The sequence below is a fragment of the Olleya marilimosa CAM030 genome (genome assembly GCF_000518485.1).
Classification (GTDB): Bacteria; Bacteroidota; Bacteroidia; order Flavobacteriales; family Flavobacteriaceae; genus Olleya; species Olleya marilimosa.
In genome coordinates, this window is the sequence record NZ_JADR01000006.1 from 172,502 (window position 1) to 196,138 (window position 23,637).

25 protein-coding genes are annotated in these 23,637 nt (G+C 32.2%); 12 read left to right on the top strand and 13 right to left on the bottom strand.

Annotated features, from left to right (window positions below):
• Window position 1: 1 nt before the first annotated feature.
• From gldF to M890_RS0108180, 3 genes are read right to left on the bottom strand one after another with little or no spacing between them, the layout of a single operon-like run.
• Window positions 2–715 (bottom strand): gliding motility-associated ABC transporter permease subunit GldF, encoded by a 714-nt coding sequence (gene gldF / locus M890_RS0108170; RefSeq protein WP_028283063.1) that lies wholly within the window; start codon window positions 713–715, stop codon window positions 2–4.
• Window positions 716–742: 27 nt separating this feature from the next.
• Window positions 743–1,039, bottom strand: coding sequence for a putative quinol monooxygenase (locus M890_RS0108175; RefSeq protein ID WP_028283064.1), 297 nt, complete (start codon window positions 1,037–1,039; stop codon window positions 743–745).
• 42 nt (window positions 1,040–1,081) lie between these two features.
• Window positions 1,082–1,915 (bottom strand): SAM hydrolase/SAM-dependent halogenase family protein, encoded by an 834-nt coding sequence (locus M890_RS0108180; RefSeq protein ID WP_028283065.1) that lies wholly within the window; start codon window positions 1,913–1,915, stop codon window positions 1,082–1,084.
• Window positions 1,916–2,023: 108 nt separating this feature from the next.
• Between M890_RS0108180 and M890_RS0108185 the strand changes: the two genes are divergently transcribed.
• Both M890_RS0108185 and M890_RS0108190 read left to right on the top strand, forming a co-directional pair.
• The gene (locus M890_RS0108185) at window positions 2,024–2,977 is read left to right on the top strand and encodes a PhoH family protein (protein WP_028283066.1); all 954 of its coding nucleotides are present in this window, start codon (window positions 2,024–2,026) and stop codon (window positions 2,975–2,977) included.
• A 33-nt stretch (window positions 2,978–3,010) separates the two neighbouring features.
• Window positions 3,011–3,958, top strand: a complete 948-nt coding sequence (locus M890_RS0108190) for a phosphoribosylaminoimidazolesuccinocarboxamide synthase (protein WP_028283067.1) — start codon at window positions 3,011–3,013, stop codon at window positions 3,956–3,958.
• Between the two features lie 66 nt (window positions 3,959–4,024).
• Here the strand turns inward: M890_RS0108190 and M890_RS0108195 are convergent, their stop codons facing one another.
• From M890_RS0108195 to M890_RS0108230, 8 genes are all read right to left on the bottom strand, one after another.
• On the bottom strand, window positions 4,025–4,567 hold the full coding sequence (locus M890_RS0108195; protein WP_028283068.1) for a DUF4269 domain-containing protein: 543 nt from the start codon (window positions 4,565–4,567) through the stop codon (window positions 4,025–4,027).
• A gap of 72 nt (window positions 4,568–4,639) precedes the next feature.
• Window positions 4,640–5,329, bottom strand: a complete 690-nt coding sequence (locus M890_RS0108200; protein WP_028283069.1) for a haloacid dehalogenase type II — start codon at window positions 5,327–5,329, stop codon at window positions 4,640–4,642.
• The gene (locus M890_RS0108205) at window positions 5,326–5,994 is read right to left on the bottom strand and encodes a peroxiredoxin-like family protein (RefSeq protein WP_028283070.1); all 669 of its coding nucleotides are present in this window, start codon (window positions 5,992–5,994) and stop codon (window positions 5,326–5,328) included. Before M890_RS0108205 ends, M890_RS0108200 begins: the two co-directional genes overlap by 4 nt.
• A gap of 28 nt (window positions 5,995–6,022) precedes the next feature.
• On the bottom strand, window positions 6,023–6,667 hold the full coding sequence (locus tag M890_RS0108210) for a DsbA family oxidoreductase (protein ID WP_028283071.1): 645 nt from the start codon (window positions 6,665–6,667) through the stop codon (window positions 6,023–6,025).
• A gap of 2 nt (window positions 6,668–6,669) precedes the next feature.
• Entirely contained in the window at window positions 6,670–6,984 is a 315-nt protein-coding gene (locus M890_RS0108215; RefSeq protein WP_028283072.1) for an EthD family reductase, read from the bottom strand.
• 82 nt (window positions 6,985–7,066) lie between these two features.
• Window positions 7,067–7,615: a carboxymuconolactone decarboxylase family protein gene (locus tag M890_RS0108220; protein ID WP_028283073.1), complete on the bottom strand. Its 549-nt coding sequence runs from the start codon at window positions 7,613–7,615 to the stop codon at window positions 7,067–7,069.
• Between the two features lie 73 nt (window positions 7,616–7,688).
• Window positions 7,689–8,252, bottom strand: a complete 564-nt coding sequence (locus M890_RS0108225) for a TetR/AcrR family transcriptional regulator (RefSeq protein WP_028283074.1) — start codon at window positions 8,250–8,252, stop codon at window positions 7,689–7,691.
• Window positions 8,253–8,338: 86 nt separating this feature from the next.
• The gene (locus M890_RS0108230) at window positions 8,339–9,427 is read right to left on the bottom strand and encodes a heparan-alpha-glucosaminide N-acetyltransferase domain-containing protein (RefSeq protein ID WP_028283075.1); all 1,089 of its coding nucleotides are present in this window, start codon (window positions 9,425–9,427) and stop codon (window positions 8,339–8,341) included.
• Window positions 9,428–9,491: 64 nt separating this feature from the next.
• Between M890_RS0108230 and M890_RS0108235 the strand changes: the two genes are divergently transcribed.
• Window positions 9,492–10,868 (top strand): alanine/glycine:cation symporter family protein, encoded by a 1,377-nt coding sequence (locus M890_RS0108235; protein WP_028283076.1) that lies wholly within the window; start codon window positions 9,492–9,494, stop codon window positions 10,866–10,868.
• On the opposite strand, the gene M890_RS0108240 is transcribed toward M890_RS0108235, so the two are convergent.
• Window positions 10,865–11,785: an AraC family transcriptional regulator gene (locus tag M890_RS0108240; protein ID WP_028283077.1), complete on the bottom strand. Its 921-nt coding sequence runs from the start codon at window positions 11,783–11,785 to the stop codon at window positions 10,865–10,867. The genes M890_RS0108235 and M890_RS0108240 overlap by 4 nt on opposite strands.
• Before the next feature lie 172 nt (window positions 11,786–11,957).
• On the opposite strand from M890_RS0108240, the gene M890_RS0108245 reads away from it, so the two are divergent.
• The 6 genes from M890_RS0108245 (at window position 11,958) to M890_RS0108270 (ending at window position 17,876) form a co-directional block, all read left to right on the top strand.
• Window positions 11,958–13,457 (top strand): aldehyde dehydrogenase family protein, encoded by a 1,500-nt coding sequence (locus tag M890_RS0108245; protein WP_028283078.1) that lies wholly within the window; start codon window positions 11,958–11,960, stop codon window positions 13,455–13,457.
• A gap of 67 nt (window positions 13,458–13,524) precedes the next feature.
• Window positions 13,525–13,878, top strand: coding sequence for a DUF779 domain-containing protein (locus M890_RS0108250; RefSeq protein WP_028283079.1), 354 nt, complete (start codon window positions 13,525–13,527; stop codon window positions 13,876–13,878).
• A gap of 153 nt (window positions 13,879–14,031) precedes the next feature.
• Window positions 14,032–14,451, top strand: a complete 420-nt coding sequence (locus tag M890_RS0108255) for a transposase-like zinc-binding domain-containing protein (RefSeq protein WP_028283080.1) — start codon at window positions 14,032–14,034, stop codon at window positions 14,449–14,451.
• A 106-nt stretch (window positions 14,452–14,557) separates the two neighbouring features.
• Window positions 14,558–15,805, top strand: coding sequence for a hypothetical protein (locus tag M890_RS0108260; RefSeq protein ID WP_028283081.1), 1,248 nt, complete (start codon window positions 14,558–14,560; stop codon window positions 15,803–15,805).
• A gap of 12 nt (window positions 15,806–15,817) precedes the next feature.
• On the top strand, window positions 15,818–16,078 hold the full coding sequence (locus M890_RS0108265; protein ID WP_028283082.1) for a DUF4212 domain-containing protein: 261 nt from the start codon (window positions 15,818–15,820) through the stop codon (window positions 16,076–16,078).
• A 31-nt stretch (window positions 16,079–16,109) separates the two neighbouring features.
• A complete protein-coding gene (locus M890_RS0108270; RefSeq protein ID WP_028283083.1) occupies window positions 16,110–17,876 on the top strand; it encodes a sodium:solute symporter family protein in 1,767 nt (588 codons plus the stop codon).
• Between the two features lie 108 nt (window positions 17,877–17,984).
• Here M890_RS0108270 and M890_RS17005 read toward each other — a convergent pair whose 3' ends face one another.
• Window positions 17,985–18,200 carry a hypothetical protein gene (locus M890_RS17005; protein ID WP_028283084.1) on the bottom strand — a complete coding sequence of 72 codons (216 nt, stop codon included), beginning with the start codon at window positions 18,198–18,200 and terminating at the stop codon, window positions 17,985–17,987.
• A gap of 29 nt (window positions 18,201–18,229) precedes the next feature.
• On the opposite strand from M890_RS17005, the gene M890_RS0108280 reads away from it, so the two are divergent.
• The 3 genes from M890_RS0108280 to M890_RS0108295 all read left to right on the top strand — a co-directional run bounded on the left by M890_RS0108280 (window position 18,230) and on the right by M890_RS0108295 (window position 23,489).
• Window positions 18,230–20,920, top strand: coding sequence for a sensor histidine kinase (locus M890_RS0108280; protein ID WP_028283085.1), 2,691 nt, complete (start codon window positions 18,230–18,232; stop codon window positions 20,918–20,920).
• Between the two features lie 16 nt (window positions 20,921–20,936).
• Window positions 20,937–21,302 carry a response regulator transcription factor gene (locus M890_RS0108285; RefSeq protein WP_028283086.1) on the top strand — a complete coding sequence of 122 codons (366 nt, stop codon included), beginning with the start codon at window positions 20,937–20,939 and terminating at the stop codon, window positions 21,300–21,302.
• Between the two features lie 291 nt (window positions 21,303–21,593).
• A complete protein-coding gene (locus tag M890_RS0108295; RefSeq protein WP_028283088.1) occupies window positions 21,594–23,489 on the top strand; it encodes an acetate--CoA ligase in 1,896 nt (631 codons plus the stop codon).
• Window positions 23,490–23,637 lie beyond the last annotated feature (148 nt).

A 23,637-nucleotide genomic window follows, 5' to 3' on the forward strand; every position in this document is an offset into this window, starting at 1 on the left:
ATTATTGTTTTTTAATGTTGAATTTGGTTAAGGCAATAAATAAAATAGTAACACTTAAAAAGTAAATAAGGTCTCTGGTGTCTAAAACTCCACGACTCATACTTTTATAGTGTGCATTCATACCTAATTGCTCCACAGTGTTACTAGATATTACGTCTGCAATACCCTCAAAACCAATATAAAAAAATAGGCATAAAAATACAGCAACTATAAATGCTACAATTTGATTGTCAGATATGGTTGAAGCAAAAACACCAATTGCAGTGTAGGCAGCAACTAAAAAAAGTAAACCAAAATAGGAGCCTAAAGTACTTCCAAAATCTAAATTACCTAAAGGGTTTCCTAATTGGTAAACGGTATAGACGTATAATAACGTTGGCAGTAAGGCTATAATAATTAATAAAAACGCGCCTAGATATTTGCCTAAAACTAATTGTAATGTGGATATTGGTTTAGTTAAAAGTAGCTCTAAAGTGCCTTGTTTTTTTTCGTCACTAAAGCTACGCATGGTTACTGCTGGAATTAAGAATATTAAGATCCATGGTGCCAATAAAAAAAACGTTGACAGATCAGCAAATCCGTTATCAAGGATATTAAATTCGCCTTTAAATACCCATAAAAATAGACCGTTTAATAATAAAAATATAGCAATAACTAAGTAGCCTATTGGCGAAGCAAAAAATGAGTTTATTTCTTTTTTAAGTATGGCTAGCATGCTTTATTTATTAATGTTATTTATAATTTATTTCAATGAAGCTAGTTTGTCTACACTCCAAGCTTCTGGTTTAGCATTAAAAAGGGGTTTAGTTTTTGCCCAAACACCTTTAAATAGGTCTGAGTTGCGATAGTTTTCTAAATCACTTTCGTTATCCCAATAACTGTATGTAAAAAACACATTAGGATTGGTTTTGTCCTGATATAACTCTAATAGCTGGTTACCCTTAAAGTTTCTAATCTTAAATTTTACGGTTTCAAAATTAGCTAAAAAGGTGGCTATATTTTCTTCAGCAAAACTTAATTTAACAATTCTTACAAACATGGATTGGATTTTTATGGGTTTCCGCGAAAGCGATACTATTATTTATTTAAAAAAATTAATGGTTACTGTATCACGCAATCCTAATCCCATTAGGCTGCTTGCGCTACCAACCGTTTGGTTATTACTTTTATAAATGGCAATTTCTAGATAATTAGAACTGTTAAAGACGACTAATCCACGTCCTTCGTCGTTGCGTTTATCCTCTGGTGTGTCAAAGTTAACGATGTCACTATATTTAGTATATATTTTTTTAAACTTATAATTTCTGGCAGAAACTTCGTAAGAACGTCCTTTTTGAAGTGTTTCAAAAAAGTTTTTTTTGATATTTGTAACCACATTACCATAATTGTCAATGTAAATTATGCTGCCAATTATTTGTGTTTGTTCTTCATTAACGTATGGCACTAAGTTTTTAATTGGTTTAATTTTATCAATTGCTTTACCTACAACTTCCAATGTACCACCACGTGCTATATGACAGGCTACCTTGACAAAAACATCTAAAACAGGAAAACTGGTTTCTATTTTATCGTGTATGTTTATTTCTACTAATTTAGAATGTGCAATCTCATTAGCAATCATACTCATAATTCCATTATTGGCACAAATAAAGTAATGATCGTCTAACTCTACCGCAATATGTTTGTTTTCTGGATTAATTTCGGAGTCAATACCAATGACATGTATTGTTCCTTTAGGAAAACTACTGTAAGCATTTTGAATAATATAGGCAGCCTCAGCAATATTAAATGGTGATATGGAATGCGAGATATCAACAATTTTGACTTCTGGTAATTCGCTATAAATAGCTCCTTTTATTGCGCCAGCAAAGTGATCTTTCTCTCCAAAATCTGTGGTAAGCGTTATAATTGGCATGAATTATTGTTGATATTTTTTTAACCTAGAACACACAAAAAATGTGTAAATTTGTTAGATACACAAAACTAATAAAATTGTACAGATTAATTTAATAAATCAGCGCTTTTGAACGAAATAATTATTGAACTACAGGAGATCTCTCCAAAAGAGTTTTTTGGAACGGGAAATGAAAATATTACACTACTAAAAAAATACTTCCCTAAACTCAAGATTGTAGCTAGAGGAAACACCATTAAAGCTTTTGGAGATGAAGAGTTGTTAGATGAGTTTGATCGCAGAATGACCATGCTACTAAAGCATTTTTCTAAGTACAATAAATTAGATGAAAATGTTATCGAACGCGTTTTAACTAGCCAAAGTAGCGATGATTATAATACTTCTGAAAAAAGTGGCGAAGTCCTAGTACATGGTGCAAACGGTAAACCTATTAAAGCTATTACAGCCAACCAACGAAAAATGGTCGAGCTTATGCGAAAAAACGATATGGTATTTGCTATTGGTCCAGCAGGAACTGGTAAAACATATACAGGAGTAGCATTAGCAGTTAAAGCTTTAAAAAACAAGGAGGTAAAACGTATTATTTTGACTCGTCCAGCAGTAGAAGCAGGTGAAAATTTAGGGTTTTTACCAGGCGATTTAAAAGAAAAATTAGATCCTTACATGCAACCTTTATACGATGCGTTACGCGATATGATTCCGGCAGAAAAATTAGCACAATATATAGAGAATGGTACCATACAAATTGCACCTTTAGCTTTTATGCGTGGTCGTACATTGGATCATGCTTTTGTAATTTTAGATGAAGGTCAAAATACAACACATGCACAAATGAAAATGTTTTTAACCAGAATGGGTAAAAGCGCTAAATTTTTATTAACAGGTGATCCAGGACAAATAGATTTACCACGTCGTACTATTTCTGGGTTAAAAGAAGCATTACTTATCTTAAAAGGAGTAGAAGGTGTAGGTATGATTTTTCTAGATGACAAGGATGTAGTTAGACATAAACTAGTCAAAAAAATTATCGAAGCTTATAAAAATATAGAAAATAGAGAGTAAATTTTAATTACAACAACAACAACAATACAACTAATGAGTAAGACTATTATAGACACCAATTTTAATTTTCCTAATCAAAAAAGTCTATACAAAGGAAAAGTTAGAGCGGTTTACAATATTAATGATGAAGAATTAGTCATGATTGCAACAGACCGTTTAAGCGCGTTTGATGTAGTTATGCCAAAAGGAATCCCATATAAAGGACAAATACTTAATCAAATAGCAACAAGCATGATGAAAGCTACTGAAGATTTGGTGCCAAATTGGTTAACTGCAACTCCAGATCCTAACGTTGCTGTAGGACATTTATGCGATCCTTTTAAAGTAGAAATGGTAATACGTGGTTACTTATCTGGTCATGCTGCACGCGAGTATAAAGCTGGAAAACGAATACTTTGTGGTGTTGCTATGCCTGAAGGGATGAAAGAAAACGACAAGTTTCCGGAGCCAATTATTACGCCTGCAACTAAAGCCGAAATGGGTGATCATGATGAAGACATCTCTAGAGACGATATTTTGAAAAAAGGTATTGTTAGTGAAGAAGACTACGTTGTATTGGAAGATTATACGCGTAAATTATTCCAAAGAGGTACTGAAATTGCAGCATCACGAGGATTAATTCTAGTAGATACTAAATATGAATTTGGTAAAACTAAGGATGGAAAAATTGTCTTAATTGACGAAATCCACACACCAGATTCTTCACGTTATTTTTATGCCGAAGGCTACCAAGAGCGTCAGGACAATAACGAAGCACAAAAACAATTGTCTAAAGAGTTTGTCAGACAATGGTTAATTGCAAATAATTTTCAAGGTTTAGAGGGACAAACTGTACCAGTAATGTCTGATGAATATATTGAAACCGTATCAGAACGTTATATTGAATTATACGAGAATATTATGGGAGAGCCCTTTGTAAAAGCAGAGGTGTCTAACATACAAGATCGTATTGAAGCTAATGTTTTAGCGTATTTAAAATAAAGTCTAGTTTATATTAGAATAAAAAAGAGCTTGCAACTGCAAGCTTTTTTTTTTATAATAGGTTAATTAACTTTTAAGATAATCACTTTCCAAAGCTAATAAAGCTAAGTAGGGATTACCTTTTAAGCCTAGAAGTTTAGCAAAAGCAGGTTCGGTTTTAAAACCTTTTAATTTTAAAGAAACAATGTCTTTTTTAAACTGAAGTCCATTCTGTTTTAAAATTTCATTTTCAATAAGCATATGTCTATAGGCATTTTGCTTTTTTGAAGGAATAGCTTGACCGAAAATTTCATATAAAAAATGTTCAGTTTTAAAGGTTGCAATTATTGAAGGTATAGTGTTTTGAATGGTTTGATAAACCTTAAAATCTTGATATTTTGAAAACTGTTGTTTTAAAAATAATAAAAAAGCATCATGATTTTTACACTCGCAAATAATATCTAAGTCGCTACTAGGTATATCTATACCAATTGGGATTGTACCTGTTAAAATTGGATTATAAGATGATAACAGTTGCAAAATATTATGTTTTTTCAAATCAAAATAAGCCTTAATCTGTTTCTTATTCCCGTGTTTTAAGTATTCAATAGTTATAAAATCTTCACTCAAAATTTTAGGTTTCAATTGGTTTTATTAAGTAAATTGAAGTAAAATACACGTATTTATTCTAAAAAGAAACCACTATTTATAAGTTAATAAAATATCTGCTACTTTTTGTAAATCACTTTCGTTGATTTCTGTTTGTGGTGCTAACGGAAATGTTTGCTGTCTTGGACGACTTACAAAAGCAGCTCTCCAACCCGCCCAAAGTGCGCCTGCAACATCCCAACCATGTGCAGCAATAAGCATACACTCTTCTGGTTTTACATTCATTTTTGCTGCAGCCCAATTATAAACCTCTGTAAAAGGTTTAAATTTCCCCACAGATTCAATGCTTAAAAGCTGGTCAAAATAAGAAGTTAAACCAACGTTTTCAAATTTGTTTTTTAAGCTTTCTTTATTAGAGTTTGTTAATGCAACTAAAGTATAACCATCTTTTTTTAGATTAGCTAAAGCTTCCTTAACCTCTGGATGTGGTGGTAAATTTTGCATTGCATTTACAATAATATCTCGTGCTTTGTCTTCCGTAATGGTAATATCCTGATTGGCAGCTACCATTTGTAATGCTGCAGCACCAATATGTCCAAAAGGTTGATAACGTCCACTAGCAGATACCACTAATGAATACTGTAGCATTGTAGTAAACCATAATGATAACAACGCTTCGTTTCCGCCTAAAGCGTCACCAACTTGTTTTTTCATTATAGTTAAATCTAATAAGGTTTCGTTTACATCAAAAAACAAAACTTTTGGTCTGACTATGCTACTCATAACTTTAGTTTTTTTAATACATTTAATATGTCTAATACTTCTGCGCGTTTAGTATAATCGGCATCTAAAAACGCATATTGTATAATTCCTTTTGTATTTATTACGTAGGTTGCTGCTAGTGGTAATTGGTTACTAGCGTCTCCATTTTTTTCATTTAAACCAAAACCATCATTATAAATAGTGGCTACTTCTGGAGTTAATTTAAATACAACACCATAATTTTTACCAATAACATTCCCAACATCGCTTAATACAGAAAATTCTAAATTGTTTTTTTCAGAAGTATTTATTGAATTATCTGGCAACTCCGGAGTTATTGCTAACAATGTAGCACCTTCAGCTTTAATGTCAGCTAATTTATTTTGTAAATAGTGTAATGTAATGTTACAATATGGACACCAACCACCTCTATACCATGTTAATACAACAGGACCATTTTTTAATTGATCATATAAAGATACGTCTTGATTTAAATGGTTTTTTAATGTAAAATCAAGCGCTTTATCACCTATGTTTAAAGCGTTGTCTAATATTCCTGAATCAGAAACACTAGCAATACCATCAGCATAAATTTTCTTTTTTTCCTTAGTAAATTTTAAAGCACCTTCTTGACGTTTTCTCTCTAATAATGTTTCTAACAAATCTGTATTTTTTGTGTTGTCCATATTGTTTTAACTTTGGTAATAACGGTTATTATTCTGCTATTAATTCTGAAAGTACTTGTTTAAACGTGTCTACAGGTTGCGCACCTGTAATAGCGCTTTTACGATTAAAAACAATAGTTGGCACAGAGTTTACACCCATATTTTTCCAATAACCTTGTTTGTTTCTTACTTCCAAACGTGCTTCGTCACTATCTAATTTCGCTAAAGCTTCATCTGCATTTAAACCAACTTCTAATAAAGCTGTTCTTAAAACATCACGTTTAGAGACATCTTTACGATCACTAAAAAACGCTTTTGTAAGAGTCATTTTTAATTCGGTTTGTTTGCCAAAATCATTAGCATACTCTAATAAAACATGTGCGTCAAAGGTGTTTACCATACGCATATCATCAAAATAATCGAATTTAAAACCTAGTTCTTCGCCAGCATCAGTCATCATTTTTTTAGATTGATTTTGCTGTTCTAATGATGAACCATACTTTTCGGTAATATGCTCGTTTAAGTTTTGACCTTCGGCAGGCATATTTGGATTTAGCTCAAAAGGTTGCCATTCTATATCAATTTGATCTGCTACACCCAATTCTTGGATTGCTTTTTCTAATCGTTTGTATCCAATGGTACACCAAGGACATACAACATCAGATACGATATCTATTTTAAGTTTTTTTGTCATAATTAAAAGGTTATTAGGTTACTAATTTGAAGTTGACCATCTACATTACTATAATTTTTTACATCTGCAGCAAAATCTTTAGCATGAGGACCAAAAGCAGCTTGAAAAGCAGCAACATCATCAAATTTTAAATGCGCAATAGCAACGTATGGTGCAGGTTGACCAGGAACTCTGCTGGCAACACCTAAGTCTAGCTCTAAACCTTTTAAGGCATCACCAAGTGTATTAACAATCATTGGTAAATGACTGTTGATATAATAATCAGAGTCAAATTTTACATCTTTACCGTTTGGGTACATTACAGATACTTTTATCATAATATGTTTTTTATAAAATTAGTAAACCTTCTGTAAAAGTAACAGAAGGTTTACAGCTATTTATTAATATAAAGGGTATGTGTTATTTTTTCCAAGCAAATTTTTGGAAAGCTTCATCCACAGGTGTGTTAGCAATGTGATTTGTATAATTACTAATCACTTTTTGAGATAATCCTAAAATAATTTCTAATACTTGTTGCTCGCCATATCCAGCTGTATAAAAAGCTTCTAAATCTGCTTGCGACACATTACCACGATTACGTGTTATAGACAATGTTAAAGTACGTAAAGCTTCTAATTTTGCATCTGCAAGTGGTGTTTGATTACGTAAAGCATTAATAATTGCATCGTCAACTTTCATCATTTTAGCAATTCCTGTATGTGCTGGTACACAGTAATGACAACCATGTTCTACGTTAATGGTTTGCCATACCACAGTAAGCTCGTCGTTATTAAATGATGTTTCTGTAAATAGTTGGTGTAACTCTTGGTAAGCTTTTAATAATTCAGGTGAAGCTGCTAAAACTCCGTGTAACCCTGGAATCATTCCGTATGCTTTTTGAGAGTTTTCTAATAATGTTTTACTACCTTCTGGTGCAGTTTCGATGTTGTGAATTTTTAAAGTTGTCATAAATTTTTGTTTTAATTTAATGTTATGTTAATCTTTTCTAAACGTTCGTTTAGTTATTGTGTAAAAAAAATGTTTATAAATTTTTGAAGACCATTTCTATATAATCCTCAATCTCTTTTTTTGTGTTTACTCTGGCAGCTGCAGCTAATCCATGTTTTGCTAATAATAAATAATTAGCTTGTTTTAAAACCGTTTCTTCATTTTTAGAAGTATCCATTTTAAGTTTTTCAATAATTATGGATTTTAAATTATCCATAAAACTATTCATTTGCTTTTGGATACATTCATCTTCTTTGTCAGAAAACTCATTGTAAGTATTAGTCACAAAACAACCTTTAATATTGTCGCTTTTAAAACTAGAACTTACAGAATCGTAAAAAAAATGTTTAATATCTTCAACGCCTTGCGTTCCTTTTTTAAGTTTATCCAGGACCTGACTGACATTAGAACGGTATAGCTTTAAACTTTCCAGAAACAAACCATGTTTATTGCCAAAACTAGAATATATTGAAAACTTATTAATTCCCATTGCTTTTTCTAGCATTTGCATAGACGTAGCTTCATAACCATTTTTCCAAAAAAGGTGCATTGCTTTTTGGATGACTTCAGCTTCGTTATATTGTTTGGTTCTTGCCATTTTTAATTTCCGCGAAAGCGAAACCATTTTAATTATACAACAAAACTAAACGATTGGTTAGTATTAAAAAAGCTTTTAACACTTTTTTAGTTTTTAAGCTTTAAATAAAGCTTGCGAATCTTATTATATAAAAAGGTGTTGGTTTGCACATAGTAAAATGAAATGAAACATACAACGACCATAAACACAATTGCTCCTAAGATGGCTTGAGTAGGGTTTAAGCTTTTGTAGAAAAAATGTTTTAAGCTAATACCTGTAAAACTGCCATAAATAATCATAAAATGAATCACATAAATAGATAAAGTTTTTTGCCCTATTTTAGTGATAATGGCCTGTTTAAGATAGGTTTCAAATGCATAAAATAATCCAAAAATGACTAATACATTACCAAGTCGGCTAAACAAGTAGTTGTAATTTGCACTTCTGGTAAATAATGGTAAATCAAATAGGTTATCTAATAATTTTAAAGTTGCGGTAGAATAAAATATCATAAACACACCAATAATTAAAAAAGCTACTATTTTTATAGGTTTATAGTTGTTTTTATGACCAAATTTAGAAAATAATACAGCAATAAAACCACCAAATGCAACATAACCAAACCAAGGGATTATAGTAAAAACAGATCCATTTTGTAGGCTTAAATAATTAGTAAATAAAATTGGAGCGTTTTCAATTTTTAGGGTTCGGTATAATGGCTCAGACACAAAAATGCTAAAACCTATTATTAAAAATAATGTGGCTAACACCCATTCATTTTTAAAACTAATTTTAAATAAAAAAATTAAAAGTAACAAGGACAGTCCTATGCATTGTAAAACATCTACTTGTAAAAAGTTCATATTTACCTTGCCATACATTAAACTAATAAACGAAAACCGTAAGGCATAACCTAAAACAATTAAAAGTAACCCTCGATTTATTCCTTTTTTAATGCGTTCTTGTTCGGCACCTTTTTCTTTAGCTTTTAGTAGTAAAAACACAAATACTAATCCAGTTATAGTAAAAAAAGTTGGTGCAGTAATCCCTCTAAAATAAGCCCAAATATTATAAATAGTATTTGAAGTATCCCTATAAATAGGGTTTAAAAGCGAATCTATAAAATGACCTTGTAACATCATTAAAATAGCAAAAGCTCTAACAGCATCAAGAAAAAAAAGTCTGGTTGGTTTCAAATGGTATTTATGTTAGGGTTGTAAAGATAATAGTTATATTTAAAGTCTAAAACTTTAGAATAATATGTACGATAAAATAAATCAATTCATTTCCGATTTTGCCTCTTTTGTTTGGGGTTTACCATTATTAATTTTACTAATTGGAGGTGGATTATATCTATTAATTTTATCTCGTTTTTTACCATTTCGTTATTTAGGACATGCCATACAAGTCCTTCGTGGTAAGTATGATAATAAAGAGGATGAAGGCGAAATCACCCATTTTCAAGCCTTAACAACTGCTTTATCTTCTACCATAGGTATGGGTAATATTGCAGGAGTAGCAGTTGCTATTTCTATTGGTGGTCCAGGAGCAGTATTTTGGATGTGGATTAGTGCAATTGTTGGTATGTCTACCAAGTTTTTTACTTCAAGTTTAGCCATTATGTATCGTGGTAAAGATAGTGCTGGTGTTACCCAAGGTGGTCCAATGTACTTTATAATGGAAGGTTTGGGTAAAAACTGGAAGCCATTAGCTGTATTTTTTAGTGCTTGCGGATTAATAGGTGCATTACCTGTTTTTAACGTCAACCAGTTAACACAAGCCATCAATGACATTGTTTTAAAGCCTAATGGGATTACAGTTAATTTTACATCAAATTTAATTATAGGTTTAATATTAGTAACCATTACTTCTGTAGTCATTTTAGGTGGTTTAAACCGAATAAGCAAGGTGGCATCCAAATTAGTACCAAGTATGGTATTACTTTATTTTGTGCTAATACTTATTATATTATTCGCTAATGCGGAAGTCGTGCCAACGTATTTTAAACTAATTTTTACAGATGCTTTTGCAGCAGAAAATTATAAAGGAGATGCTTTTTTAGGAGGTCTTTTAGGAGGCTTGATTATTTTAGGAGTTCGTCGTGGTGCGTTTTCAAACGAAGCAGGTATTGGTACAGCACCTTTAGCACATGGAGCAGCAAAAACAAATGAGCCTATACGAGAAGGTTTAGTAGCAATGTTAGGTCCTGCAATAGACACATTAATTGTATGTACACTTACTGCTTTAGCAATTTTAGTAACTGGTGTTTGGCAAACTACAGATGCCAATGGTGTAAGCTTAACAGCAAAAGCGTTTAGTAATGCTATGCCACTTTTTGGTAAGTATTTATTGTTAATATGTATTGTTGTGTTTAGTGTATCGTCACTATTTTCATATTCTTATTATGGTAGTAAATGTTTATCCTTTTTAATAGGCGACAAAAACAAACACTACTACAATTACTTTTATATAGTCAGTATTATTTTAGGTGCAACAACATCGTTAGCATTAATGATTAATTTAATCGATGGGATTTTTGCATTAATGGCAATACCAACCATGACAGCGACTTTAATTTTGGCGCCAAAAGTAGTCAAGGAAGCTAAAGCGTATTTTAAACGTATGAATAAAGATTAAGCTTTATTAATTGAAGTCTTAAACTGTTGAGGCGTCATTAATTCCATTTTTTTAAACTGTCGGTTAAAGTAACTTGTGTTATTAAATCCAGATTTAAAAGCAATTTCAGACATTCTAAAATCCTTAGATTCTTTGATAAGTTTTTTAGAGAATTTTATTTTTTCAGAATTAATATAATCAATAGGAGAGATGCCTAATGTGTTTTTAAATTGTTTATGAAAATGCGAGGTGCTCATGTAAGCTTTCTTGGCTAAAAGATCTACGCTAATGTCTTTATTGGTTAAGTTTTCTTTAATATACTTAATAACAGTTCCAATTCTGGTGTCGTTAAAAATTTGATTAGGATCATTTATAATTAACGATTTTGCTTTGGTTTGTAACAGTCTTATAATTAATTCTTGAATCATTAAATCCAACAACACATCCTTTGATTTATTGTTATTAGTAAAGGTGTATGTTAAGCGTTCAATTAAATGATTAACATCTGTATTGTTTATCAAATGTGAAGCAGTTTCATCTAAATTCCAATCGTTATTTTCATTTTCGATAGCTACCTGTTGATTAAATTTTTCAACAACCTCATCAATTTTAAAAGCATCAATACCTAACGCTAAACATTGTGTTGGGCTCTCTTTTGTGGCAATAGGGAAATCAATAACCATTTCTTTATTAGATGGCATTACTACAGATTCGCCTGGAAAAAAATCAAAAGCTTCAAAACCATCAATATGCATTATTTTTTTACCTGTAAGCATACTTGCAATAACAGGAAAGTTAAACGTCAACGAGACTTTTTCCGCGAAAGCGTGTGTTTCGTAGATGTTAAGTTCTGCATAATCAGCATTATAGGTTGTTCTGTTTTCCACTAAAGTGGTCAGTTTTCTATTGTTTCTATGTTGATTTAATATGGAATTCATACTCAATATTACTAAATTTTATTCCATAATTACTTAAATAAGAGATATGTTCAAAACAATGATAAATATGTTCAAGATAATTAGAATATGATAAAATAACTTTATCAAAACTAAAGATAATATATTTTTTAGAACCAATAATTATCTAATTACTAATTTAACAACAGATTATATGAGTTATTCTAAACCTAAATTTAAAGAGAAATATGGCAATTTTATAAACGGAAAATTTGTGGATCCCATTGGTGGACAATATTTTGAAAACACCTCTCCAATTGATAATAGTTTAATTGCAAAATATCCGCGTTCTCAAAAAGAAGATGTCGAGCTTGCTTTAGATGCAGCCAATGCAGCAAAAGAAGCTTGGGGAAATACCTCAGCAACCGAAAGGTCTACATTATTAAATAAAGTTGCAGATATTATTGAAGCTAATCTAGAGGAATTTGCATTAGTTGAAACTTGCGATAATGGGAAGCCAATTCGCGAAACTTTAAATGCAGATGTGCCTTTAGCAATAGACCATTGGCGTTATTTTGCAGCCTGTATTCGTTCGGAAGAAGGAAGCGCATCAGAGCTTGATCAGCATACATTATCCATGAATATTAAAGAACCACTTGGTGTTGTTGGTCAAATTATTCCATGGAATTTCCCGTTATTAATGCTGTCATGGAAGTTACCTCCAGCATTAGTTACCGGAAATTGTGTGGTTTTAAAACCAGCAGAACAAACACCATCTTCTGCAACCTTATTAATGGAAAAAATTGCAGAAGTGTTTCCTCCAGGCGTTGTAAATATTGTACATGGTTTTGGTCCAGAAGCTGGTAAGCCTTTAGCGTCTAGCTCTAGAGTAGATAAAGTTGCTTTTACTGGAGAAACTACAACAGGACAATTAATTATGCAGTACGCGTCTAAAAACTTAAATCCTGTAACTATGGAATTAGGTGGTAAATCGCCAAACGTATTCTTTAATTCGGTTATGGATCATGACGATGCATATTTGGATAAAGCTATTGAAGGAGCAGTATTATTTGCTTTTAATCAAGGTGAAGTGTGTACGTGTCCATCAAGAATTTTAGTACAAGAGGATATTTACGATGCTTTTATGGAGCGTGTTATTGAACGTACAAATGCAATAATACAGGACAATCCATACGATGTTAATACCATGGTTGGTGCGCAAGCTTCTAACGATCAATACGAAAAAATTCAGTCCTACTTTAAAATTGGTAAAGATGAAGGCGCAAAGGTGTTAACAGGTGGAGCAGCTAAAAAACTATCAGGAAATTTAGCTAACGGATTTTATATACAGCCTACCATTTTGGAAGGTCATAATAAAATGAGAGTGTTTCAGGAAGAAATTTTTGGACCTGTAGCTTGTGTTACTAAATTTAAAGATGAAGCGGAAGCAATCGAAATTGCAAACGATACGCTTTATGGATTAGGAGCAGGAGTTTGGACGCGAGATGCACACCAATTATATCAAATTCCACGTGCTATAAAAGCAGGTCGAGTTTGGGTTAATTGTTACCATGCATATCCAGCACATGCACCATTTGGAGGTTATAAAAAATCTGGATTTGGTAGAGAAAACCACGTGATGATGTTAAACTACTATCGTCAAACTAAAAACATGTTAATCTCTTACGATAAAAACAAATTAGGGTTCTTTTAGTAGAAATATAATAGCAAGAAAGGCTGGTTACTTAGTAATACAGCCTTTTTTTTAATACCTTTAAACTATGGAAAGAGTAGCAATTACAGACAAAGCAGCAAAAGTTTTAGAGCAATTAAAAGCAAAACATGGCGATTTAATTTTTCATCAAAGTGGAGGATGCTGTGATGGTTCTGCTCCAATGGTTTTTGAAAAAGGTGATCTATATTTAGATGAAAGCGATGTGCTTTTAGGAACACTAAATGATGTTAATTTTTATATGAATCAGGATCAATTTGAATATTGGAAACACACACATTTAACTGTGGATGTAACCGAAGGTCGAGGTGCCAGTTTTTCGTTAGAAATTCCTTTAGGATTGCGTTTTTTAATTCAATCTAGATTATTAACAAAAGAAGAAGAGGCTTTTTTTAATAGTTAATTCTAAAGAAGATATTTCATTTTAATAATTTAAGCTTTAAAAATCAATAGTATTCTTGATTTTAAAGCTTTTTTTATGCCTAATAATTAATTTTTTAACATTTTGGTTTTAATTATATTGCTAAATTGATATATTTATGCTAAATTAATATATATGACTGTAGATTTATGTCCTAATTGTGGCTCAGACCATTACATTAAAAGCGGAATAGTTAACGACAGACAACGTTATAAGTGTAAAAAATGCAACTATTTTTTTTCGGTAAATAAAATAGGAAAGAAGATAGACGACTACTATGTTAACAAATCGCTTCAATTATACCTTGAAGGATTAACCTATCGAGAAATCGAACGTATTTTAGGAATCTCACACGTTAGTATCATGAATTGGGTAAAAAAATACAATATTAAACGTCCATACAATTCTAATTACCACCCAACGTATAAGATTTTAAATGCTTCAGAGCTTGGTGTGTATTTTAGTAATGCCAATAATATTAAAGGAGCAGGTGTTGTAGTAACTGAGTTAGGAGATAAATTTATGTTGATTAAATGGGAACGTTTTAAAGATTAGTATAGTAATTTAACAAAAAGATATATTAATTTTTTGTTAACAGATTGTTTTTAAGAGCTTAGTAGTGCACACAAAACCAATTAATTACTAACTAATCTTTTAAACAATGAGAAAACAAACCCTTTTATTGGCTGGACTCTTTTTAATGTCCTTTCAATTAATGACTGCTCAAGGCTCTCCAGATTACGATGGAGGACTTAAGTTTAAATTTAACGAAGATGGTTCTAAGTATCTTCGTCTTATTTCTTGGGCACAAGTCCAAGCTAATTACAATACAGACGACACATTTGATGCCAACGGAAACGAAAACAGTAAATTAAATTTTAATTTACGTCGTGCTCGTGTTTTAATGTTTGCACAAATCAATAAAGACTTTTTAATCTTAACACATTTTGGATTAAATAGCTTAACAAGCTCTACATTAAGTCCTACAGGAAAAGGGGATGGTTCTCAGCTATTTTTCCATGATGTTTGGGCACAATACAATTTAGGTAAGGACCACACAATTGGTGGAGGTTTGCACTATTTTAATGGTATTTCTAGATTAAACAATCAAAGTACATTAAACATGATGACGTTGGATAACAACCGTCAATCTTGGGCAACAATTGGATTATCAGATCAATTTGCACGTCATTTAGGTGTATTTGCAAAAGGTAAGTTTGATAAGCTTCAATATCGTGTGGCTATTAATGATGCTTCGGTTTCTTCTTTAGATAGTCGTACAGCAGTTGCTGGTGGAGATGCTGTTTATAATGGTCGTGCTACTTTAGGATCTAAAGATGCTGGTAAAACATACGCTGGTTATTTTGATTATAATTTCTTAGATCAAGAATCTAATTTTCTGCCATATAAAGTAGGTAGTTATTTAGGTGGAAAAAAGATATTTAATGTTGGAGCAGGTTTTTTCTTGCATCCAAAAGGATCTGTAATAGATACTGGTACTGCATTAACTCCTAATTTAGAAGGTGAGGATGTTTCAATCTTTGCTGTGGATGCTTTTTATGATGCACCAATTGGTGATAGTGGAAGCGCATTAACAGCTTATGCAGTGTATCAAAACAGCGATTATGGTAAAGACTATTTGTATAGTGCATATGGTACGGGAAGCATGATTTATGGTCATGTAGGTTATGTTTTTAAAGGCGATAAAACTAAAACTAGATACCAACCTTACGTAAGTTATGGGACACATAGTTATGATGCAGTAAATGATGATAGATCTACATTAGGTGTTGGTGTAAATGCATACATGAGTGGACATAATTCAAAACTAACTTTAGAATATAAAAACGAAACGTTTGGTGCTTTGGATGCTAATACTATTTCGCTTCAAGCAATGATTTATTTATAAAAACTAACAACTATGAGTGATAAACAAAAACACGCAACAGCGTATTGGAAAGAGAATATAAAGTATTTAACAATACTACTTTTAATATGGTTTGTAGTATCCTTTGGATGTGGCATTTTATTTAGAGAGGAGTTAGATCAATTTAGATTGGGAGGCTTTAAACTAGGTTTTTGGTTTGCCCAACAAGGTTCAATTTATGTATTCGTTATTTTAATATTCGTTTACGTAAGATTAATGAACAAATTAGATAAAAAATACGGTTTTGACGAGTAGTCTTAACTAATAACTTAAAAAATAAAACATTATGAGTGTACAAACTTGGACTTGGTTATTAGTAGGGCTAACATTTGCCTTATATTTTGGAATTGCAATTTGGGCAAGAGCAGGCTCAACTAAAGAGTTTTATGTTGCTGGTGGAGGCGTTTCTCCGTTAGCAAATGGTATGGCAACAGCAGCCGATTGGATGAGTGCTGCCTCTTTTATTAGTATGGCTGGTATTATTTCTTTTTCAGGATATGATGGCTCTGTTTACCTTATGGGATGGACTGGTGGTTACGTACTGCTAGCCTTATTACTAGCACCTTATCTACGTAAGTTTGGTAAGTTTACTGTACCAGATTTTATTGGAGACAGATACTACTCAAATACTGCAAGAACAGTTGCAGTAATTTGTGCATTAATTGTATCGTTTACCTACGTTGCTGGGCAAATGCGTGGTGTTGGTATTGTATTTTCTCAGTTTTTACAAGTAGATATTAATTTAGGTGTAATTATTGGTATGGCTGTGGTTTTAACCTTCGCATTATTAGGAGGTATGAAAGGGATTACATACACTCAGGTAGCTCAATATTGTGTTTTAATTTTCGCTTTTATGGTTCCAGCATTTTTCATTTCAATGCAAATGACAGGAAATATCATTCCGCAAATAGGAATGGGAGGTAAGGTTGAAGGTGGTGCTTTCTTACTAGACAAATTAGACACCTTACATACAGAGTTAGGGTTTAGTGAATATACAAGCGGTAAAAAAAGTACTTGGGACGTTTTTGCAATTACTTTAGCTTTAATGACAGGTACTGCTGGTTTACCACACGTAATTGTTCGTTTTTTCACAGTACCTAAAGTAAAAGATGCACGTAAATCTGCAGGTTATGCTTTATTTTTAATTGCAATTTTATATACAACAGCACCTGCTGTAGCAGTGTTTTCAAGAACTAATTTAATTGAAACTGTAAGTAATAAAGAGTATAAAAATATTCCTGAATGGTTTAAAAATTGGGAAAATACAGGGTTAATAGCTTGGTCTGATAAAAATGGTGATGGAAAAATCCAATATGTTGCAGGAGATGCCTTATCTAGTAAAAAACCAGTTTATACAGATGCAAGAGGAGCAAGTGGTGAACGTATGGTATCTAATTTTAGTGATGCATCAAACGAGTTGTATGTAGATAGAGACATCATGGTACTAGCAAATCCGGAAATAGCAAATTTACCAAATTGGGTAATTGCTTTGGTTGCAGCAGGTGGACTAGCAGCAGCATTGTCTACAGCAGCAGGATTGTTATTAGTTATTTCTACATCTGTGTCTCATGATTTAGTCAAAAAACAATTAAAACCAGATATCTCTGATAAAGACGAATTAAAAGTAGCAAGAATCGCCATATTTATCGCCATCTTAATTGCAGGATATTTTGGTATTAATCCACCAGGCTTTGTGGCAGCAGTCGTCGCACTAGCATTTGGTTTGGCAGCAGCTTCTTTTTTTCCTGCTATTATTTTAGGAATATTTGATAAACGTATGAACAGTCAAGGTGCCATATCTGGAATGGTTGTAGGTATTGTATTAATGCTGTTTTATATGATGAAGTTTAAGTTGGACATGTTTGGTGGTGGTACAAGTGCAGATTGGTGGTTTGGTACTTCTCCAGAAGGATTTGGTACTATTGCAATGTGCGTAAACGTTGTAATATCATTAGTCGTTTCTAGAGTAACAGCTGCACCACCTCAAGATGTGCAAGATATGGTTGAAAGCATTAGAATACCTTCAGGAGCAGGAGAAGCTCATGATCATTAAAAATTGAGTTTTGTCTGAGTGTTTTTCCGCGAAAGCGTAAATGTATTTAGCTTAATTTTAATTTAGTTAGTTAGGAAGTCAGCATTACAAATTGTAGTGCTGATTTTCTTATATTAGTAACATTATAGATTTTTCGCTTTCGCGGAAAACAAAACCAATTAACCAAATGAAAAAACGCCACGAACAAAAGCTAGTAGTTTTATCTATTGCTTTGTGTTTAATTTTTAATATTCCTTTTATTTTAGTTTTCAATTTTGAAGGTGCTATTTTTGGAATCCCAACCTTATATTTTTCAATATTTTCAATTTGGTTATTATCTATCATTATTTCATATATCGTATTAAAACGTCACTATGAATAATTACGCGTTAATCACCATTATTATAATCTATTTAGCAGTGTTATTTTACATTGCTTTTCTAGCGGAAAAAAAACGACAAAGTAAATGGGTAAATAATCCCTATGTGTATACGTTGTCTTTAGCAGTCTATTGTTCTGCTTGGACGTATTATGGTAGTGTTGGTATTGCAGCAAATTCTGGAATTAATTTTTTGCCTATTTATTTGGGACCAGTAATAGCAGCTCCTTTGTGGATTGTGGTTTTAAGAAAGATTATTAGAATTTCTAAACAGCATAAAATATCATCTATTGCAGACTTTATTTCCTTACGTTATGGTAATAATAGATTTCTGGGAGCTTTAGTTACCATAGTCTGTTTGTTTGGAACCTTGCCATACATTTCATTACAATTAAAAGCAGTGTCCGAAACGTTTGAGATTATGTCTGATGATACTAGTTATGTTTCTACAACTGTAATTGACGATTCTACTTTTTACGTCGCTTTATTACTAGCCATATTCGCTACTTTTTTTGGGACACAAAATACGGATGCTTCCGAAAAACATAAAGGAATCATTGCTACTGTGGCTTTTGAGTCGGTATTAAAACTAGTATTCTTTTTGGTTATAGGCGTTTATGTAACCTATTATTTGTTTGATGGCACTACAGATATTTATAATCAGATTTCAATATCCGGAAATATTAAACAGCTCACTACCTTAAGTGGTGTAGAGGATGGTTTTAACTGGTTTTTCTTAATAGGATTGTCTTTTATGGCCATATTTTTATTACCTAGACAATTTCAGGTTTCGGTTTTAGAAAACAACAGAGAAAAACATCTTAAAAAGGCTATTTGGTTGTTCCCATTGTATTTATTGTTGTTTAACCTGTTTGTAATTTTTATAGCTTGGGCTGGTAAAATCACGTTTGGATCGACTCAAAATGCAGAATATTACTCGTTGTTATTACCATTAGAAAACGGGAACTCGTTTTTAGCAACATTAGTTTTTTTAGGTGGTTTTTCGGCTGTAATATCTATGGTTATTGTGTCCACCTTGGCATTGTCTACAATGGTAAGTAATAACTTGATTATTCCTTATGGTTTTTTAGATAAGTTTATTAAAAATCAACCAGAACGAAACTCTAAGTACATTAAAAATATCCGTCGTATTTCTATTTTTACCATTATAATTTCGGCTTATTTCTTTTACGTTTCTTTTTCAAAGGAGCTATCATTGTATTCTATTGGATTAATATCGTTTGTAATTATAGCACAATTAGCACCTTCATTTTTTATAGGATTATACTGGAATCGTGGTTCTTCAAAAGCTGCAATTACAGGAATTATTGTTGGTTTTCTTATTGCTGTTTATACTTTAGTTTTACCTTTCACAATACAAGCCTTTACAGGAACAGACGATTTTACGCAATTTGGTTTGTTTGGTATTTCAGCTTTAAAACCTTATGCGTTATTTGGTATTGATTTTTTAAGTCCGCCTGCACATGCTTTTTTCTGGAGTATGACTTTTAACATGTTATGTTATGCGGTGTTTTCATTAACCTCAAAAGGAAATTACAGAGAGCGTAACTATGCTGAGATGTTTGTAGATAGTAAAAACTTTTCAACCCTTCAGGATAGTGCGTTGGTTTGGAAAGGAGAAGCTTACGTATCTGATATTAAAAGTGTATTAATTAGGTTTTTAGGCGAAAAAAGAGCTACTCGTGCGCTGACTATTTTCTTCACTAAATATAAATTGCCTCAAGACACACAATTGGCAGATGCACGATTAATTAATTTCTCAGAAAAATTGTTAACAGGAAGTATTGGTTCGGCTTCAGCCAAAATATTAATTGCTAGTGTAGTAAAGGAAGAACAGATTAGTTTAGTTGAAGTCTTAAAGATATTAGAAGAGTCTAAGGAAAACATTGTGAGTAATAAGGTGCTTTTAGAAAAGTCAAATGAATTGTCTCAGCTATCCTCAAAACTAAAAGATGCAAATGAGGAGTTGATTAGTAAAGACAAGCAAAAAGACGAATTTTTAGATACTGTTGCACATGAGTTAAAAACACCAATTACTGGTATTAGAGCAGCAACAGAGTTATTAATGGACGAAGACGATGATATGCCAAAAGAGATTAAGGCACAGTTTTTAAAAAATATTTTGCAGGACACAGATCGTTTAGGACGATTAATACATAATATTTTAGATTTTGAAAAGCTTGAAACTGGACGCTTGCACTTGGATTTACAATATCAAGATATTCAAAAAACAATACATAAAGCTATTAGTAGTATCTCTCAGATTGCTGCAAAAAAGGAGATTAAAATAATTAATAAAAATCCACATGCCTTTAGTACTAACTATGACGAGGATCGCATCCTTCAAGTATTAACCAATTTACTGTCCAATGCCATCAAGTTTTGCAACCCAAAAACAGGTGTTATTGAAATAGATTATAAACTAGGAAATCAATTTGTAGAAATCTCTGTAACAGATAATGGTAAAGGGATTCCGGAAGAAGATCATAAGTTTATTTTTGATAAGTTTTACCAGTCAAAACACCAAAATACTATTAAACCACAAGGTAGTGGATTAGGTTTAGCAATAACCAAACAAATTGTAGAAAAGCATAACGGAAAAATTTGGGCAAAAAAAGACGTTAAAAATGGTGCAACGCTTGTTTTTACCATACCTTTTAAGTAAATTGTTGTCTTAAAGTATGAAGAAGAAAATTTTAATTGTAGACGACGAGCCAAACATTGTTATGTCGTTAGAATACACCTTCAAAAAACAGGGTTTTGAAGTGTTTATTGCAAGAGATGGAAGTGAGGCTTTAGAGATATTAAAACATCATATCCCTAACGTAGTTTTGTTAGATATTATGATGCCTAACGTTGACGGTTTTCAAACCTTAACACAAATTAAAAATACAGATAGTTTAAAAGATACCAAAGTGGTATTTTTAACTGCAAAAAATAAAGCTTCAGATATTGAAAAGGGTTTAAAACTTGGAGCAGATAAATATTTAACCAAACCTTTTTCAGTTAAAAAAATAGTTTCAGAAATATTGGAGCTAGTGACTTAAACAGTTTTTTGAGTTTATTTAAAATTGGTTTTGTGTGCAAACAAACTAAGTTTAATTAAAGTTTAAAGACATGAAATTTCACATCAACCCATTAGCGTCAGATATTATAATTAGTATTTATATTATCGCTACGCTTTATCTTAGGTTTAAATTTGAAAGTCAAACCTATACAAGTCCAATACTATCAATAGTTTTGGGACTTTGTTTTGTACTTATAATTTATGCACTTGTCAAATTAAAAGTACTTAATCCTAATTGGTTCGGCTTATTTAATTCAAAAAAAGCCTAGCTATGCATTATCAAGAATTTTATAAAAAAAGTATAGACCAACCAAAGCAATTTTGGCAGGATCAAGCCATGCAATTGGACTGGTTTAAAGCACCAAAAACCATATTGTCTAAGGATAAATATGACTATGATCAATGGTTTGAAGATGGGCAACTTAATTTAAGTTATTTGTGTATAGATAAGCATATTAATGATGGTTTTGGAGAGCAAAATGCTATTATTTACGACTCACCTGTTACTAATGTAAAACAACATATTACGTTTAATCAATTGCATCACGAAGTGTCAAAACTTGCAGGTGGATTGCAACGTTTAGGATTGCAAAAAGGCGACACATGTATCATTTATATGCCAATGATTCCGCAAGCCTTATACGCCATGTTGGCTTGTGCCAGAATTGGTGTAATCCATTCGGTTGTATTTGGTGGTTTTGCACCACATGAGTTAGCGATTAGAATTGACGACTGCAAACCAAAAGCAATCATTACAGCATCAAACGGAATAGAAATCCAGAAAATTATTCCCTATAAACCCTTTGTTGATCAAGCAATCGCTAAAGCGGAAAACAAGCCAGAGCACGTTATTGTTTTTGATAGACAATTAGGAGTTGAAATCCCTAAGAAAAACTATGACGTCGATTATCAAACATTAGTAAATAAGTCACCTTCAATCGAAGCTATTGCAGTAGCGTCAACACATCCTTCATATATTTTATACACTTCAGGAACCACAGGAACACCAAAAGGCATTATTAGAGATTCAGGTGGTTATGCAACAGCTTTAAAATTCTCTATGAAATATATTTATGGTGTAGATGAAGGCGATACATTTTGGGCAGCAAGTGATGTTGGTTGGGTTGTAGGACATAGCTTTATTGCTTATGGACCATTGTTAAACAGAAATACAACAATTCTATTTGAAGGAAAACCAATTAAAACACCAGATGCTTCCACATTTTGGCGAGTAATTAGCGAGCATAATGTAAAAGTCATGTTTACTGCACCAACAGCAATTAGAGCGATTAAAAAAGAAGATCCTAACGGAAACATGCTAAAACGTTATGATATGTCTTGCTTAAAATATCAGTTTTTAGCAGGAGAACGTTGCGATATAGCAACTTTACGATGGACTGAAGAAAAATTAAACATACCAGTAATTGACCATTGGTGGCAAACCGAAAGCGGTTGGCCAATGTTAGCCAATATGGTTGGTGTTGGTTTGCAAGATGTAAAACCAGGATCTGCTAGTTTTCCTGTTTGTGGTTATGATATTCAAATTTTAAATGAAGAAGGCGAAGAAGTTGAATCCTCTGTTGAAGGTTACGTGGCAGTAAAATTGCCATTACCACCAGGAACATTAAGTAATCTTTGGGGAAATCCAGAGCGTTTTAAATCGGGTTATTTAGACCGTTTTCCTGGTTATTATTTTTCAGGAGATGGAGGCTATAAAGATGAAGATGGCTACGTATTTATAACAGGTCGAGTAGACGATATTATAAACGTTGCAGGACATAGATTATCTACTGCAGAAATGGAAGAAATTGTAGCCTCACACAAGGCAGTTGCAGAATGTGCAGTATTTGGTGTGCATTGCGAAATTAAAGGTCAGAAACCACTTGGTTTAGTCGTGTTAAAATCAGGCGAAACAGCAGGAAATGAAAATATTCAAAAAGAAATTATACAAGATGTACGTCACGAAATTGGAGCAGTTGCATCCTTTAGAGACGTATTAGTAGTTAACCGATTACCAAAAACACGAAGTGGAAAAATTCTTCGTAAATTGTTGCGTAATATCGCAGACGAGCAACAATTTAATACACCATCAACCATTGATGATGTTGCTATTATAGAGGAAATAAAATCAGTATATAAAACCCATAGTATTGGGATTCATAAATAAATTATTGATACAATACGTTTTAAATAAACCGTCACATCTAGTGATTTTTGAAGCATGAAAAAATTGTATCTAGATGCAATAAAATTAAGAAATAAATCAGTTGTCAGGTCAAGCGCAGTCAAGACCTATTAAATAAAAAACTATTTGT

Excerpts from the sequence above, each read along its gene's own strand:
- M890_RS0108180 (WP_028283065.1), bottom strand. The coding sequence starts at position 1,915 with ATGCCAATTATAACGCTTACCACAGATTTTGGAGAGAAAGATCACTTT.
- M890_RS0108220 (WP_028283073.1), bottom strand. The coding sequence starts at position 7,615 with ATGACAACTTTAAAAATTCACAACATCGAAACTGCACCAGAAGGTAGT.
- M890_RS0108280 (WP_028283085.1), top strand. The coding sequence starts at position 18,230 with ATGAATAATTACGCGTTAATCACCATTATTATAATCTATTTAGCAGTG.
- M890_RS0108205 (WP_028283070.1), bottom strand. The coding sequence starts at position 5,994 with ATGGACAACACAAAAAATACAGATTTGTTAGAAACATTATTAGAGAGA.
- M890_RS0108200 (WP_028283069.1), bottom strand. The coding sequence starts at position 5,329 with ATGAGTAGCATAGTCAGACCAAAAGTTTTGTTTTTTGATGTAAACGAA.
- M890_RS0108270 (WP_028283083.1), top strand. The coding sequence starts at position 16,110 with ATGAGTGTACAAACTTGGACTTGGTTATTAGTAGGGCTAACATTTGCC.
- M890_RS0108245 (WP_028283078.1), top strand. The coding sequence starts at position 11,958 with ATGAGTTATTCTAAACCTAAATTTAAAGAGAAATATGGCAATTTTATA.
- M890_RS17005 (WP_028283084.1), bottom strand. The coding sequence starts at position 18,200 with ATGATAGATAATAACCAAATTGAAAATATTGAAAAATATAAGGTTGGG.
- M890_RS0108210 (WP_028283071.1), bottom strand. The coding sequence starts at position 6,667 with ATGACAAAAAAACTTAAAATAGATATCGTATCTGATGTTGTATGTCCT.
- M890_RS0108265 (WP_028283082.1), top strand. The coding sequence starts at position 15,818 with ATGAGTGATAAACAAAAACACGCAACAGCGTATTGGAAAGAGAATATA.
- M890_RS0108235 (WP_028283076.1), top strand. The coding sequence starts at position 9,492 with ATGTACGATAAAATAAATCAATTCATTTCCGATTTTGCCTCTTTTGTT.
- M890_RS0108255 (WP_028283080.1), top strand. The coding sequence starts at position 14,032 with ATGACTGTAGATTTATGTCCTAATTGTGGCTCAGACCATTACATTAAA.
- M890_RS0108215 (WP_028283072.1), bottom strand. The coding sequence starts at position 6,984 with ATGATAAAAGTATCTGTAATGTACCCAAACGGTAAAGATGTAAAATTT.
- M890_RS0108260 (WP_028283081.1), top strand. The coding sequence starts at position 14,558 with ATGAGAAAACAAACCCTTTTATTGGCTGGACTCTTTTTAATGTCCTTT.
- M890_RS0108295 (WP_028283088.1), top strand. The coding sequence starts at position 21,594 with ATGCATTATCAAGAATTTTATAAAAAAAGTATAGACCAACCAAAGCAA.
- M890_RS0108285 (WP_028283086.1), top strand. The coding sequence starts at position 20,937 with ATGAAGAAGAAAATTTTAATTGTAGACGACGAGCCAAACATTGTTATG.
- gldF (WP_028283063.1), bottom strand. The coding sequence starts at position 715 with ATGCTAGCCATACTTAAAAAAGAAATAAACTCATTTTTTGCTTCGCCA.
- M890_RS0108225 (WP_028283074.1), bottom strand. The coding sequence starts at position 8,252 with ATGGCAAGAACCAAACAATATAACGAAGCTGAAGTCATCCAAAAAGCA.
- M890_RS0108250 (WP_028283079.1), top strand. The coding sequence starts at position 13,525 with ATGGAAAGAGTAGCAATTACAGACAAAGCAGCAAAAGTTTTAGAGCAA.
- M890_RS0108190 (WP_028283067.1), top strand. The coding sequence starts at position 3,011 with ATGAGTAAGACTATTATAGACACCAATTTTAATTTTCCTAATCAAAAA.
- M890_RS0108240 (WP_028283077.1), bottom strand. The coding sequence starts at position 11,785 with ATGAATTCCATATTAAATCAACATAGAAACAATAGAAAACTGACCACT.
- M890_RS0108175 (WP_028283064.1), bottom strand. The coding sequence starts at position 1,039 with ATGTTTGTAAGAATTGTTAAATTAAGTTTTGCTGAAGAAAATATAGCC.